A 14,654-nucleotide genomic window follows, 5' to 3' on the forward strand; every position below is an offset into this window, starting at 1 on the left:
ATGACCCGTGAAAACCTGTTCAACTGGGCGCTGGCGCTGGCGCTGCTGGCGGTGCCGCTCTGGGCCAATGCCATGGACGAGCCCTTTGTCATTACCCTCGCTACCAAGGTCGCGATCCTGGCGCTGGCCGGTGTCGGCCTCAATATCGCGCTGGGGATCGGCGGGCTGGTGAGCCTTGGCCATGCGGCGTTCTTTGGGATCGGCGGCTATGCCATGGGCATTCTGGCCGCCCATGCCCAGAACTATGAGCCGCTGATGCAGGTGCCGTTTCTGATCGAAGGCACCAATCAGATGCCGGTGATCTGGCTGGTGGCCACCGTGGCCAGCGCGCTGGTGGCGCTGGTGATCGGGGCGCTGTCGCTGCGCACCTCGGGCGTCTATTTCATCATGATCACGCTGGCCTTTGGTCAGATGCTCTACTATTTCGCGATCTCCTGGTCCGCCTATGGCGGCGAGGACGGGTTGTCGATCTGGGTGCGCAACGAATTTCCCGGCCTCAACACGCTGGACCCGATCCAGTTCTTCATGATCGCCTATGTCATCCTCTGCCTGGTACTGGTCTTCTCTGCCCGGCTGGGTCGCTCGCCCTTTGGCCTAGCGCTGGCGGCCGCCCGCCAGACCGAAGAGCGGGTGATGACCGTGGGGCTGACGCCCTTTCATCTGCGGCTTGTGGCCTTTGTCATCTCGGGCGCGATCACCGGTCTTGCCGGCGCGCTTTATGCCGATCTCAACCGTTTTGTCAGCCCGACCATGCTGAGCTGGCACACCAGCGGTGAAATCATGGTCTTTGTCATTATCGGCGGGGTGGGGCGGCTGTTCGGCCCTGTTGTAGGCGCTGCCGTCTATATCCTGCTGGAGCATCTCCTGGGCGGGATCAGTGAATACTGGCAGATCTTCCTCGGGCTATTGCTGCTCCTGATGGTGCTGTTTGCCCGCGGCGGCCTGATCGGCGCCCTGACAGGACGTGAGGTGGCCCATGACTGATCCGCATACAAACCCGGTGCTGAAGGTCGAAGGCATCAGCAAAAGCTTTGGCGCGCTCAAGGCCAGCGACAATGTCAGCATCGACCTGCGCCCCGGTGAAATCCACGCCCTGATCGGCCCCAATGGCGCGGGCAAATCCACCCTGATCAAGCAGATCTCGGGTAGCTTGCGTCCCGACACCGGCCGGATCGAGGTTCTGGGCCGCGATGTCACCGACCTTGATACCGTGGCGCGGGCGCGGCTGGGGCTGGGGCGGACGTTCCAGATCTCCTCGCTCGCGATGGAGTTCACCGTGCTGCAGAACGTGGTGCTGGGCGCGCTTGGTGCGCAGGGCCGGGTGTTTTCCTTCTTCCGCAACGTGATGAAGGACAAGACCCTGCTGGAGCCTGCCCGCCGCGCCTTGGAACGCGTCGGTCTGCAGGATGAGGCGCAGCGGCGCACCGCCGATCTGTCGCATGGCCAGCGCCGTCAGCTGGAGGTCGCGGTGGCACTCACGCTCAATCCCAAACTGTTCCTGATGGATGAACCCATGGCCGGTCTTGGTGCCAGCGGCTCCAAGGTTCTGACCGGGTTTCTGGACGAGCTGCGTCACGAGGCGCCGATCCTGCTGGTGGAACACGATATGGACGCGGTCTTTGCCCTTGCTGACCGGATCAGCGTGCTGGTCTATGGCGCGGTGATCGCCACCGGCACCGCCGATGAAATCCGCGCAAATCCCGAGGTGCGACGTGCTTACCTCGGAGAGGAGGACGCCGCATGAGCCTGTTGTCCCTGAACAAAGTCGAGGCCTCCTACGGCCCCTCGCAGGCGCTGTTCGGCGTCTCGCTGGATCTGGCCGAAGGCGAGGTCGTCGCCCTGATGGGCCGCAACGGCATGGGCAAGACCACCACCATCAAATCGATCTGCGGCATGGTGCATCCCTCTGCGGGCGATGTGCGGTTCGACGGGCACGATCTGCGGCAATTGCCCTCGCACAAGATCGCGCGGCTGGGGATTGGTCTGGTGCCCGAGGGGCGCCGCTGTTTCGGCCCGCTGACGGTGGAGGAAAATCTGACCGCCGCCGCCCGCCCGGGCCCCTGGGATTTTGAGCGCGTCGCCGGGCTGTTTCCACGGCTCAAGGAACGGCGCGATCAGACCGCAAGTTCCCTGTCGGGCGGCGAGCAGCAGATGCTGGCCATTGGCCGCGCCCTGATGACCAACCCGCGCCTGCTGATCCTGGATGAGGCAACCGAGGGGCTGGCCCCCGTGGTGCGACAGGAAATCTGGGCGGCGATTGCCCAGCTAAAGCGTGAGGCGGGCTTGTCGATCCTGGTGGTGGACAAGACGCTGAAGGAACTCGCCCAGATCGCCGATCACGCGGTGATCCTGAACCGCGGCCAAAGCGTCTGGACCGGACGCATGGAGGACCTCACCCCGGATCTGACGGACCAGTATCTGGGGGTCTAGGCGTGTCTTGTGGTGAAAGTGCAAGAGGAGCTGTAAGGTGATTTGGAAACCTTTGGTGCCCAAATTTTTTATTGCAACTATTTTTCATCTGTTGTTGGCGTACGGAGTGATCTTCGATCCATGGGATTTCACTTCGGGAAAATTGTGGCTGATGTTTGTTTTGTTTCTTTTCTTTTGGCCGCCATTGTTCTTTGTTGAGATTGTTTTCGTGGTGCGCCGATGGGAGGAACAGCGTGCGCAGTGACGAGTTCATCAGAGCGAAAAAAGTTGTGCATGACATTGAGCTGAAACGGTAAAGGCTTCTGATCACCGGCTTCTATATCGCTCCGGTTTTTTGAATGCGGAAAGTTGACAATCTTGGGGCGAGTTGCGGCTTGTAGATCGCCTTAAAACCACGTAACCTTCCAAAGAATGAGTTTCACTGTTTTCGTAGCCTTTTTTTGTGGGTGCAGGTTTCTAATCTGAGATAGAGTTTGCTTTCCTAAAAGCCAGTTAGGTCCAGAGAATGAGAAAACAATTCAATTCTAGGCTCGTCGCCATCACAATCCTCGTGTCTTCTTTTCCTTGTATAGCTTACTCGATGGACTCGTTTGAACGAAAATTGCATGCTTCAATGAGGCTTTTGGAAAATTCACAGGTTCAATTTGAGGAATGCACCATTGAGGTTGTGAATCAGAGTCCGTATCCGTGTACTCATGTCGAACAGTACAAGAGTCACGAGTTAAGGATTGATTTGAGGGAAGTAGAGCATATCGTCCTGCGCGGCTCTTCAGATCGACAATTTTTAGAATTTAAATACTCTCAAAATATTCGTGAAGTTCTAGAGCGCGCGTACAATAGCCTGATGGATCGTACTTTCGATCATATTCTTGGAGATTTTAATGGAACTCCTCTGAGAAGATACGCAACTGCGGAGAAGATCTTGAGTGAAAATGGAGTTAGGTCTGGCAGTAGGTCGGTTCAATGTAATGGACTTAAAACCCGTTCGATCTCATCTTCTCTGAACGAATATGTGGTATTTGGAGGTGATTCTCGGTATGAAGTCCTGCAACAGTTGCGCGCAGAATTGGATATGTGTCGAGTAGGAATGTAGGCGAGGTAATTCAGCTTCGAAATTTTGGCGTCACAATGACAAGCATGACTTATGTGCATTTTTGCCCTGTGGTTTCCGTTTTGCGGGTCAAAAGTTCTTATGAGATTGCCAGTCTGCTCAGGTGATCAAGCTCCCTCTACCCCGCTTCATGCCGTCGCCGTACAGTTTCGGGCCGTCCCGGCAGCATAAGGCGCGCGTCCCCACGGGCGCTGCGGGCAATCACTTTGCCCTTGGCGACCACTGCCAGGCGGGCGGGGCGCAGGCGGACGGCTTCGGTGGGGGTGCTGGCATCCAGAACCACGAGGGAGGCATCGCTGCCAACTTTCAGGCCATAGTCCTGTAGCCCGATGATCTGAGCGTTGACCTCGGTCACCATGGTGAAACAGCGGCCCATTTCGTCCGGGTGGCTCATCTGCGCCACGTGCAGACCCATGAAGGCGACGTCCAGCATGTCTCCGGTGCCCAATGAATACCAGGGATCCAGCACGCAGTCCTGCCCCCAGCCCACGGGGATGCCCATCGCCTGCATTTCCTTCACCCGGGTGAGACCCCGGCGTTTGGGGAAGGTATCGTGCCGTCCCTGCAGCATGATGTTAATCAGCGGGTTGGGGATGGCGGAAATCCCGGCCTCGGCGATCAGCGGCAGCAGTTTGCTGACGTAGTAATTGTCCATCGAATGCATCGAGGTCAGGTGACTGCCCGCAACGCGGCCCTCTAGGCCCAGCCGCTGGGTCTCATAGGCCAGCGCCTCGATATGGCGGGACAGGGGATCGTCGGTCTCATCGCAGTGGATGTCGACCATCAGGCCACGTTCGGCGGCGATCTCGCACAGATCGCGCATCGACTGCGCGCCATCTGCCATGGTGCGCTCAAAGTGAGGGATGCCGCCCACCACATCAACGCCCATATCCAGCGCGCGGATCACGTTCTCGCGCCCCGTTTTGGTGCGGTAAAGACCATCCTGTGGAAAGGCGACCAGTTGCAGGTCGATGTAGTCTTTGACCTTCTCCTTCACCTCCAGCATGGCGGTAACGGTGTTGAGGTGATCGGGTGTGGTGTCCACATGGGAGCGGATCGCCAGCGTTCCCATTGAGGCGGCCCAGTCGCAATAGGTGAGGGCGCGCTCGACCATCTCATCCACCGTGGCGATGTCGCGCAGCTCCCCCCAAAGGGAGATCCCTTCCAGCAGCGTGCCCGAGGCGTTGAGCCGGGGTTTGCCATACGACAGCGTCGCATCCATGTGGAAATGCGGATCGACGAAAGGCGGCGCCACCAGATCGCCGCTTGCGTCGATGACCTCAGCCGCTTCGGCATCGAGACGGGCTTCGATGGCGGTGATCTTGCCGCCTGTAATGCCGATATCGGCGGTTGTTCCATCGGGCAGGGTGCCGCCCTTGACGATCAGGTCGAACATCATCTTTCCCCCTTGTTAAAGGGCACCATCAGCGCCGCCGGGATCTCGGCGCGGCGGGACATCACCACCAGCGCCAGAATGGACAGGATATAGGGCATCATCAGGAAGACCTGATAGGGCACCACCGCGCCGATGCCGGTTTGTTGCAGTCGGATCTGCAGGGCGTCAAAGGCGGCAAACAGCACCGCGCCCAGCACCGCCTTGCCCGGTTTCCAGGCGCCAAAGACGACCAGCGCGATACAAATCCAGCCGCGCCCGTTCACCATGTCGAAGAAGAAGCTGTCAAAGGCCGACAGCGTCAGGAAGGCACCGCCGATAGCCATGAAGCCCGAGCCGACCACCACCGCGCCCATGCGGATCGCGGTGACCGACAGGCCCTGCGCCGCTACGGCTTGCGGGTTTTCCCCGGCCGCCCGCACCGCAAGGCCCAAGGGCGTCCGGTAAAGGACCAGCGCCGTCAGCCCCGCCAGCACAAAGGCGGCATAGGTCAGCGGCGTTTGCGAGAACAGCGCAGGGCCTACGAGGGGCAGATCTGACAGAAGCGGGATCTCATAGGGCTGAAAGGCGGTGATTTTCGGCGGCGAAGACACCTCGGGCAGGATCACCCGGTAGGTATAGAAGGTCAGCGAGGTCGCCAACAGCGTTAGCCCGACCCCGACCACGTGTTGCGACAGGCCAAAGGGCACTGAGAATACCGAATGCACCAGCCCCAGCATCATGCCGGTCAGCATGGCCACCGCGACCCCGCCCCAAAGCGGCAGGCCGCCCCAGACCGCGATCCAGCCTGCAAATGCGCCCGCGACCATGATGCCTTCGATGCCGAGGTTCAGAACGCCCGCGCGTTCGCAGATCAGCTCTCCGATGGTGGCAAAGATCAGCGGCGATGCGATGCGGATGGCTGCAGCCCAGAAACTGGCCGACAGCAGGATGTCGATGAGATCCATGTCAGTCCCTCCGCAGGCGGAATTTAGTGAGAAGGATCGCTAGCACCATGAACAACAGGGCCGAGGCGAGCATGATATCGGCAAGGTAACTTGGTACGCCTGCGGCGCGGCTCATGCTGTCGGCGCCGACGAAAATGGCGGCCACGAACAGCGCCGCGACAACCACGCCCAGCGGGTGCAGCAGCGCCAGCATGGCGACCACGATGCCGGTGTAGCCAAAGCCGGGGCTGAGATCGAGCGTCAGCGATCCCTTGAGGCCGGAGACCTCGGAAAAGCCCGCAAGACCGGCAAGGCCACCGGACAGCAGCGCGGTTTTGAGGATCACCTTGGTGACCGGGATGCCGGCGAAACCGGCGGCCTCGGCGTTCTGGCCGACGGCGCGCATTTCATAGCCCAGCGTGGTGCGGGTGTTGATCACCCAGACGGCAAGTGCCGCGATCAGCGCCAGCGCAAAGCCCCAGTGCAGGCGCAGCCCTTCGACGATGCGGGGCAGGCGGGCCTCGGGCAATAGCCGCGCGGATTTGGGCCAGCCCATGCCCATGGGATCCTTCAGCGGTCCTTCGAGCAGGTAGCTGACAAACAGCAGGAAAATGAAGTTGAGGAGCAGCGTCGTCACCACTTCATCGACGCCCAGCCGGGTTTTCAGGAGGGCAGGACCCAAGAGGAGCAGCGCCCCGGCCAGCATCGCAGCGATGGCGCAAAGCGCCAGCATCAGCGGCGCAGGCAGCGACAGGGCACCGGTGCCCAGAACCACGGTGATCACCGCCCCGGCATAGAGTTGCGCCTCGGCGCCGATGTTCCACAGCTTGGCCCGGAACGCCACCGCGATGGCCAGCCCGGTAAAGATCAGCGGTGTTGCGCTGTTCAGCGTCTCCAGGATGGCGAATTTCGATCCAAACGCGCCTTCTAGGATCAGGCCAAAGACGGCAAAGGGGTTGCCGCCCGCGATCATCGCCAGCAGGGCCGCCACCACAAAGGTCGCGGCGATGGCCAGCGCTGGCGGCAGCACACGCCGCCCAAGGGAGGGCGCTGCAATCGGTTCAAGCCGCATCGGTCATGTCCTTGTCAAAGCCTTCGCCCGCCATCCAGCGGCCCAGATCCTCGGGGCGCATGGTGCCACGGGCAAATTCCGGGCTGAGCCGCCCTTCGGAAATCACGTGGATCACATCCGACAGGCGCATGATTTCATCGAGGTCCTCTGAGATCAGCAGAACGGCGGCGCCCCGATCGCGGGCCTTGGCCAGTTGTTCATGCACGTAGTTCACCGCGCCGATGTCCAATCCTCGTACCGGCTGGTTGGCGAGGATGATATCCGGTGCGCCTTCGAGCACCCGGCCGAGGATCAGTTTCTGCATATTGCCGCCCGACAGCAGGCGGATGCGGATATCGGGCCCCGGGCAGCGGATGTCGTAGCCCTTGATCAGGCCTTCGGCAAAGGCGCGGGCCTTTTTCCAGTTCATCCAGCCGCGCTGGCTGAACCGGGTGGCGTAGGTTTCGAGGATCGCGTTCTCGGTCAGGTCGAAATCGGCGATGGTGCCGGTCTTGTGCCGGTCCTCGGGAATGCGGGCGACGCCATTTGCGATGGCGCTGCGCGGCGACCAGCCTTTAGGGGCTTGTCCATGCAGCTCCATGCTACCGCTGGACGGGGCGATGAGGCCCGAGATCAGATCGGACAGCGCCGCCTGCCCGTTGCCGGACACCCCGGCAAGCCCGGTGATCTGGCCCGCACGCAGCTCCAGCGCCACTCGTGCCAGTCCCGGCGCCGATCCGGCGCCTGGCGTGGTGACTCCGCGCAATGACAGCAGCGGTGCGCCGGGGGTAGCGGGTGCGATGCTTGGCGCGCTGACCTCAGCGCCGACCATCAGCGCGGCGAGTTCCTCGCCATTGGTGTCTGCGGTGGCGCGCTCGGCCACAAGGCGGCCATGGCGCAGCACCAGCACGCGGTCGGAAATCGCCATGACTTCGTGCAATTTATGGGAAATGAAGATCACAGACAGCCCCGAGGCAATCGCCTCGCGCAGAGTGGCGAACAGCGCGTCGGCCTCTTGCGGGGTCAGAACCGCGGTGGGCTCGTCCAGGATCAAGATCTTTGCATCGCGGTAAAGCGCCTTCAGGATCTCGACCCGCTGGCGTTCGCCCACGGTCAGACGGCCGACCTTGGCGTCGGGATCGACCTTCAGGTGAAAGCGTTCCGACAGGTCGCGGATGCGCGCCTTGGCGGCGGCGGGCCTCAGGCTGGCAGCGCTAAGGGCATCAACGCCCAGCACGATGTTTTCCCAAACCGTCAGGTTCCCCGCGAGGGTGAAATGCTGATGCACCATGCCGACACCAGCATCCAGCGCCGCGCGCGGATTGCCCGCGGGCAGGGGCTGGCCGAACAGCTCGACTGATCCTTCATCGGCGGTGTACTGGCCGAACAGGATGTTCATCAGCGTGGTCTTGCCCGCGCCGTTTTCCCCCAAAAGCGCGATCACCTCACCCCGGTGCAGGGAAAAGCTGACGTCTTCGTTGGCGGTGACGGGACCGAACCGTTTCGTAATGTTCTGAAGGCGCAGGACAACCTGCGCCTTGTCTGTTTCTGTCATAGCCGAAAGGCCCGTATCAGGAGGATTTGGGTTCTTCGTCGTTGATCGCAACGGTGAAGGAACCGTCCTTGATCGCGGCGGTGCGGGAGGCAACCAGATCCAGCGCCTCTTGCGGGATCTTGCCTTCGAAGGTGCCATAGGGCGCCAGCGAACAGCCGCCTTCCTTCATGAAGGAATACATGCCGTAGTCAGCGGCGGTAAAGCTGCCGCCCTTGACCGCTGCGATGGCCGCATCCAGCGTCGGTTCGAAATGCCAGATCGCCGAGGCCACCACGGTTTCGGGGTAATCCGACTGGGTGTCGATGACGTTGCCGATGGCCAGAAGGCCCTTTTCCTTGGCTGCGTCTGACACGCCAAAGCGTTCGGCGTAAAGGATGTCGGCGCCGTTCTCGACCATGGCAAAGGCGGTTTCCTTGGCCTTCGGCGGATCGAACCAGGAACCGATGAAGGAGACCTGGAACTTCATCTCGGGGTTCATCTCCCGCGCACCGGCCATGAAGGCGTGCATCAGGCGGTTTACTTCCGGGATCGGGAAGCCGCCGACCATGCCGATATTGCCGGATTTCGACATTGCACCCGCGATAATGCCTGAAAGATAGGAGGCATCCTGAATGTAGTTGTCAAAAACGGACAGGTTCGGGATTGCCGGGTCTTCTTTGAAGGAGGAGCCCATCAGGAAGGCCACATCGGGGTACTCGGCGGCAACTTCGCGCGCTTCGGCTTCGACACCGAAGATTTCACCGATGATCAGTTGGTAGCCTTGTTCGGCATATTCGCGCATCACGCGGGAATAGTCCGAGTTCGAGGTGTTCTCGGAATAGGTATAGCTGATGTCGCCGCGGTCCTGCGCGGTCAGGGCGGCCACATGGATACGGCTTACCCATTGCTGTTCGACCGGCACGGTATATATGCCCGCGACTTTCAGCGGCTCAGAGGCCATCAGGCGGCTAGGCGCAGCAACGGCGCCTGCGGTCAGGGCCGCAGCCGCGCTGGTGGCCAGGAACTGGCGGCGCGATACGGCGCCCTTGAATTCATTTGTCATGGAACAATCCCCCTGTTGAATAAGCCCCTGAAACACGGGACAATTGTCCAATCGGTAGAAACACCGCGCCGATCAGGCAAGCGGTCATATGTTGGACATGTATCCTTCTGAGCCTTCGCCTAATTTGTGGGCAAAGGCAAGAATTTTCGCCACTCAAAGCGTCAGATGGAGGATGCGGATGGGGGGCGCCCCGCCCGTGCTCGGGGCGGGGTCTGGGGGCCTGGATCTACTGGTCAGGCACTCTCTTCTTCAAAGACGCCCGCGTATGCGATGCGCAGGTCGCGCTTCAGGATCTTGCCGCTGGCGTTCTTGGGCAGCGCCTCGACCAGGGCGATATGCTTGGGGCTTTTGAAATGGGCCAGGTTTTCACGGCAATAGTCCATCAGCGCCTCAATGCTGGTGTCTTCGCCGGGTTTGGCCACCACCACGGCGGTTACCGCCTCGATCCATTTGGGGTGCGGAATACCAAAGACCGCGACCTCGGCCACGGCGGGGTGGTGAAAGATGCATTCCTCCACCTCGCGGCTGGCGACGTTTTCGCCCCCCGTTTTGATCATGTCCTTCTTGCGGTCGACCACATAAAGGTATCCTTCCTCGTCAAAACGGCCCAGATCGCCGGAATGGAACCAGCCGCCCTGAAAGGCTTCGGCGGTCTTGGCGGGGTCCTTGTAGTAACCAAGGATCAGATGCGGGCTGCGGTGCACGATTTCGCCGACTTCGCCAACGGGCAGGTCGTTGCCATCGTCATCGACCACGCGGGTTTCGACGTTCAGCGCGGGCCGACCGGCCGAGCCGAGCTTGCTCAGCTGTTCATGCGGCAGAAGGATGGTGGCGACAGGGGCCATTTCCGTCTGGCCGTAGAAATTGAACAGGCGCAGGTTCGGCAGGCGGCTGGTCAGCTCCTCGATGATTGCCGTGGGCATGATCGAGGCACCGTAATAGCCCTTGCGCAGGGAACTGAGGTCGGTCTTGTCGAAATCCGGGTGGCGCAGCAGCGCGATCCAGACGGTGGGGGGGCAGAACAGTTTGGTGACGCCCTCGGCGGCGATGGCTTCCAGCATCTTGCCCGGATCGGCGGCCTCCATCAGAATGCTGGTTGCGCCCAGATACATGTCGGGTGTCAGGAAACAGTCCAGCTGCGCGCAGTGGAACAGCGGCAGGCAGTGCAGCTCGATGTCGTCGGCAGCCATCTCTCCATCGCTGATGCAGCTGCCGTATTGCGCATAAAGCGCGTCCGAGGAAAGCAGCGCGCCCTTGGGCCGGGATTCCGTGCCGCTGGTATACATCATCTGGATAGGATCATCGTCGGCGATCTCCACATACGGCGCGCTGTCGTTGGCATCCTCCAGCACGGTCTCGGCGGCTTCCCAGCCTGCGGGAACCGCGTCGGCGGCATGGGCAATCGACAGGCGGAACAGCATCGGTTGATCCAGCTGGGCGAGCGCCGCATCGGCAGTGGCACAGAGCGCGTCCTCGGCGATGATGGCACGTGCGCCGGAGTGATCCAGGATATAGGCCACGTCTTCGGCGTTCAGCATGAAGTTGACCGGCGTCGTCACCGCCCCCAGCCGCGCCAGTGCCAGTCGGAACACCACGAAGGCGCGGTTGTTGTGGGACAGGAGCGCCACCCGGTCGCCCTTGGTGATGCCGCGCGCGGCCAGACCGTTGGCAGCGCGGTTCACCGCTGCATCGAGTTCGGCAAAGCTGTCGCGCTGCCCACGAAACACCAGCGCGGTCTTTTGCGGCGTGCGGGCGGCGCTGCGGCGCAAGAGATCGCCCAACTGCTGGCTGCGGGCGCGGGCGATGGTGGCGGTAAGCTCCGCTTCGGTCTGTGTTGTCATTCTGTCCTCCCTGGTTCTGGCGAGATCCTGCCCGATGTCGCCGGGGCGTCAAGCCTTTGGACGGGCAGAACCCTCCGTCACGTTGCGTGCCTTTTGCAGGGCTAGGGGGGGCGTTGTGGCTGCAACGGTAGGGGGCCCATCTGCCGGGGCTTTGTATTCGGGGTTGAGCCATGTCAAAGTTCAGGGCGCGCCGTGCCCCTATCGATGGGGGCCAAGAGGTGAACATGCCCGACGTCGTCTTCAGAACCAAGGACCTGACCAAGGTCTATGATACCGGCCAGCAAAAGGTGCATGCGCTGGCGGGGGTCGATCTTGAACTATACGCTGGTGAGCTGGTGGTGCTGCTGGGGCCGTCAGGCAGTGGCAAATCCACGCTGCTGAACATTCTTGGCGGGCTGGATCACGCCACTGACGGCCGCGTCTGGTTCCGCGATCAGGAACTGACGGGCATGGGCGACCGGGGGCTGACCCGGTTCCGGCGCGATCACGTCGGTTTTGTCTTTCAATTCTACAATCTGGTGCCCAGTCTGACCGCCTGGGAAAACGTGCAGCTGGTGACGGACGTGGCGCGCGACCCGATGCCGCCCGAAGAGGCGCTGAAAGAGGTCGGTTTGGGCAGCCGCATGGATCACTTCCCGGCGGAAATGTCCGGCGGCGAGCAGCAGCGCGTCGCCATTGCCCGCGCCATCGCCAAACGCCCCGAGATCCTGTTGTGCGATGAACCCACTGGGGCGCTCGACAGCAAGACCGGGGTGCAGGTGCTGGAGGCGCTGCGCCGCATCAACGAGAGCACCGGAACCACCACCGTGGTGATCACCCACAATGCCGCGATCCGGCAGATGGCGCATCGGGTGATCTGGTTCCAGGATGGCAAGATCCGTCTGGTGGAGGAAAACGCCACCCGGCTCGCCCCTGCCGAGATCGAGTGGTAGGGCGATGCAGGCGCTGGATCTCAAACTCTTGCGCAGTTTCCGCCGTCTTTGGGCGCAGGCGCTGGCCATTGCACTGGTGCTGGCCTGCGGGGTTTCAATCCTGCTGATGGCCTTTGGCATGGAGCGGGCTCTGGATGACACCCGCGCCGCCTATTACGAGCGAAACCGCTTCGCCGATGTCTTTGCCCGCGCAACGCGGGTGCCGGATCACGAGATGGGACGGGTGCAGGCCATCGACGGTGTGCGCGCTGCCGAGGCGCGGGTCGAACACTACGCCATCCTCGATCTGCCGGAGAAGGTCGAGACGGTGACGGGGCTGGTGCTGTCGCTGCCCGGCAACGGCGGGCCGTTGCTGAACGTGCCACTCCTGCGGAGCGGGCGCCTGCCGGATGCGGATGCCTCGGACGAGGTGGCGATCAATGATCCTTTTGCCCGCGCCAACGGGCTGCGCCCCGGCGACCGGTTCAGTGCCAACCTGAACGGCCAGCGGCGCGACCTGCGGGTGACTGGCACGGTGCTGTCGCCGGAATTCATCTATACTCTGGGGCCGGGTGCGCTGCTGCCGGACAATGAAACCTTTGGCATTATCTGGCTGCCGGAACGGGTGGCCGAAGCGGCGTTTGATATGAAGGGCGCCTTCAACAGCCTGTCGGTCAAGCTCAACCCCGCCGCCCGGCAGGATGAGGTGATCGACCGGATCGACGATATTCTGGCGCCCTATGGCGGGCTTGGCGCGCATGGCCGCGATCTGCAACTGTCGGATCAGTTCATCGACGCCGAGCTGAGCGAGCTGCGCAATACCGCGCTGATCCTGCCGCCGATCTTCTTTGGGATCACCGCCTTTCTGGTGAATATGGTGGTGGGGCGGATCGTGCTGCTGGAGCGCAGTGAGATCGGCCTTCTGAAGGCGCTGGGCTATTCCAACTATGAGGTCTGCCTGCATTATCTGCTGCTGGCTGGTCTGATCGCCTGCCTTGGGGTGCTCATTGGCTGGGCTGCGGGCACCTGGCTGTCGCGGTCGCTGGCGCAGATCTACGCGCAGTTCTTCGAATTTCCCTATCTGATCTTCCACACGCGGCTTGATGCCTATGCGCTGTCCGGGGTGCTGGCGCTGCTGACCGCGGGTCTTGGCGCGGCGCAAAGCGCGCTGCATGTGGCCCGTATGGCGCCCGCGGTGGCGATGTCGCCGCCCGCGCCGCCCCGGTTCAAACGCAACCTCCTGGACCGGATGCTGACCCGGCTGCGTCCCTCGCAGGCGGTGATGATGATCCTGCGCAGTCTGGTGCGCTGGCCGGTGCGCTCGGGGCTCAGCATTCTGGGGCTGTCGCTGGCGGTGTCGGTGCTGGTGGCCTCGGGCTTTTTCCAGGACGCGCTGGACGAGATCATGGAGACCTCTTTCTATCAAGCGAACCGGCAGGATGCGGCGCTGATCTTTACGCCCGAGATCCCGGAAACGGCCCTGCCCGAGGTGGCGAACCTGCCCGGCGTGCTGCAGGCCGAGGGGCAGTTCTATCAGGCGGCGGTGCTGCGCCATGGTCATCTCAGCAAGGATATCTCGATCGAGGCCCGCCGCCCCGGCGCCGACTTGGCCCGCATTCTGGACGGCGACGGCCGGGTGGTGGAGCCGCCTGCAGGTGGCATCCTGCTGTCCGAACGGTTGGCCGGGCAGCTGGAGGCGCGCGCGGGCGATGTGATCGAGGTCGAGTTCAAGGGCGGGCGCAACGAAACGCACATGGTGCGGGTCTCGGGTAAGGTGACACAGTATTTCGGCATCGGCGCCTATATGGACCTCGACAGCCTCAGCGCGCTGCTGCGACAGGCGCCGCGCATCACCGTGGCGCATTTGCGGCTGGATCAGAACGCGGTGCCAGAGCTGCACGCGCTGCTGAAGGAAACGCCCTCGCTCAGCGGGCTCAGCATGATGAGCGAGATCCGCCAGTCGTTCCGCGAAACCATCCGCGAGAATGTCATCGTGATGACCACGGTCTATGGCGTGATCGCGGTGCTGATCACGGTCGGGGTGGCCTATAACGGCGCCCGCATCCAGATGTCCGAACGCGCCCGCGAATTGGCCAGCCTGCGCATCCTGGGCTTCACCCGGGCCGAGGTTTCTTTCATTCTGGTGGGGGAGACCATGCTGCTGGCGCTGCTGGCCCAGCCGGTCGGATGGCTTCTGGGCGCGGGGATTGCGGCGCTGCTGGCACATGGGTCGTCCAGTGACCTCTATTCGATTCCACTGGTCCTGAAACCGGCGGGCTTTGCCACGGCCAGCCTTGTGGTGCTGGGGGCGGCGCTGGTGTCGGTGCTGCTGGTGCGGCGGCGTCTGGACCGGCTGGATCTGGTCCAGGTCATGAAAACGCGGGAGTAGAAAGA

General features: G+C 62.2%; 12 protein-coding genes. 6 read left to right on the forward strand and 6 right to left on the reverse strand.

Annotated elements, in window-relative coordinates; genetic code table 11:
- The 4 genes from JL2886_RS14275 to JL2886_RS19490 are packed head-to-tail and all read left to right on the forward strand — an operon-like array spanning window position 1 to window position 2,674.
- Window positions 1-984: a branched-chain amino acid ABC transporter permease gene (locus JL2886_RS14275; RefSeq protein ID WP_065272622.1), complete on the forward strand. Its 984-nt coding sequence runs from the start codon at window positions 1-3 to the stop codon at window positions 982-984.
- On the forward strand, window positions 977-1,744 hold the full coding sequence (locus JL2886_RS14280) for an ABC transporter ATP-binding protein (protein WP_065272623.1): 768 nt from the start codon (window positions 977-979) through the stop codon (window positions 1,742-1,744). Before JL2886_RS14275 ends, JL2886_RS14280 begins: the two co-directional genes overlap by 8 nt.
- Window positions 1,741-2,430 carry an ABC transporter ATP-binding protein gene (locus JL2886_RS14285; protein WP_065272624.1) on the forward strand — a complete coding sequence of 230 codons (690 nt, stop codon included), beginning with the start codon at window positions 1,741-1,743 and terminating at the stop codon, window positions 2,428-2,430. Before JL2886_RS14280 ends, JL2886_RS14285 begins: the two co-directional genes overlap by 4 nt.
- 37 nt (window positions 2,431-2,467) lie before the next feature.
- Complete coding sequence (locus tag JL2886_RS19490; RefSeq protein WP_133245354.1) at window positions 2,468-2,674, forward strand: hypothetical protein; 207 nt, start codon at window positions 2,468-2,470, stop codon at window positions 2,672-2,674.
- 985 nt (window positions 2,675-3,659) lie between these two features.
- On the opposite strand, the gene JL2886_RS14290 is transcribed toward JL2886_RS19490, so the two are convergent.
- From JL2886_RS14290 to JL2886_RS14315, 6 genes are all read right to left on the reverse strand, one after another.
- On the reverse strand, window positions 3,660-4,937 hold the full coding sequence (locus tag JL2886_RS14290) for an amidohydrolase family protein (RefSeq protein ID WP_065273717.1): 1,278 nt from the start codon (window positions 4,935-4,937) through the stop codon (window positions 3,660-3,662).
- Window positions 4,937-5,881: an ABC transporter permease gene (locus JL2886_RS14295; RefSeq protein ID WP_065272625.1), complete on the reverse strand. Its 945-nt coding sequence runs from the start codon at window positions 5,879-5,881 to the stop codon at window positions 4,937-4,939. The genes JL2886_RS14290 and JL2886_RS14295 overlap by 1 nt, the downstream gene beginning before the upstream one ends.
- A 1-nt stretch (window position 5,882) precedes the next feature.
- Window positions 5,883-6,932, reverse strand: a complete 1,050-nt coding sequence (locus JL2886_RS14300; protein WP_065272626.1) for an ABC transporter permease — start codon at window positions 6,930-6,932, stop codon at window positions 5,883-5,885.
- A complete protein-coding gene (locus JL2886_RS14305; protein ID WP_065272627.1) occupies window positions 6,922-8,466 on the reverse strand; it encodes an ABC transporter ATP-binding protein in 1,545 nt (514 codons plus the stop codon). The genes JL2886_RS14300 and JL2886_RS14305 overlap by 11 nt, the downstream gene beginning before the upstream one ends.
- Before the next feature lie 16 nt (window positions 8,467-8,482).
- On the reverse strand, window positions 8,483-9,508 hold the full coding sequence (locus JL2886_RS14310; protein ID WP_065272628.1) for a BMP family protein: 1,026 nt from the start codon (window positions 9,506-9,508) through the stop codon (window positions 8,483-8,485).
- 233 nt (window positions 9,509-9,741) lie between these two features.
- Window positions 9,742-11,349 carry an acyl-CoA synthetase gene (locus JL2886_RS14315; RefSeq protein WP_065272629.1) on the reverse strand — a complete coding sequence of 536 codons (1,608 nt, stop codon included), beginning with the start codon at window positions 11,347-11,349 and terminating at the stop codon, window positions 9,742-9,744.
- Window positions 11,350-11,573: 224 nt separating this feature from the next.
- Between JL2886_RS14315 and JL2886_RS14320 the strand changes: the two genes are divergently transcribed.
- Window positions 11,574-12,281, forward strand: coding sequence for an ABC transporter ATP-binding protein (locus JL2886_RS14320; protein ID WP_065273718.1), 708 nt, complete (start codon window positions 11,574-11,576; stop codon window positions 12,279-12,281).
- A 4-nt stretch (window positions 12,282-12,285) separates the two neighbouring features.
- Window positions 12,286-14,649, forward strand: a complete 2,364-nt coding sequence (locus tag JL2886_RS14325) for an ABC transporter permease (RefSeq protein ID WP_065272630.1) — start codon at window positions 12,286-12,288, stop codon at window positions 14,647-14,649.
- The last annotated feature ends 5 nt before the right edge of the window (window positions 14,650-14,654 follow it).

Source organism: Phaeobacter gallaeciensis, assembly GCF_001678945.1.
GTDB lineage: Bacteria > Pseudomonadota > Alphaproteobacteria > Rhodobacterales > Rhodobacteraceae > Phycobacter > Phycobacter gallaeciensis_A.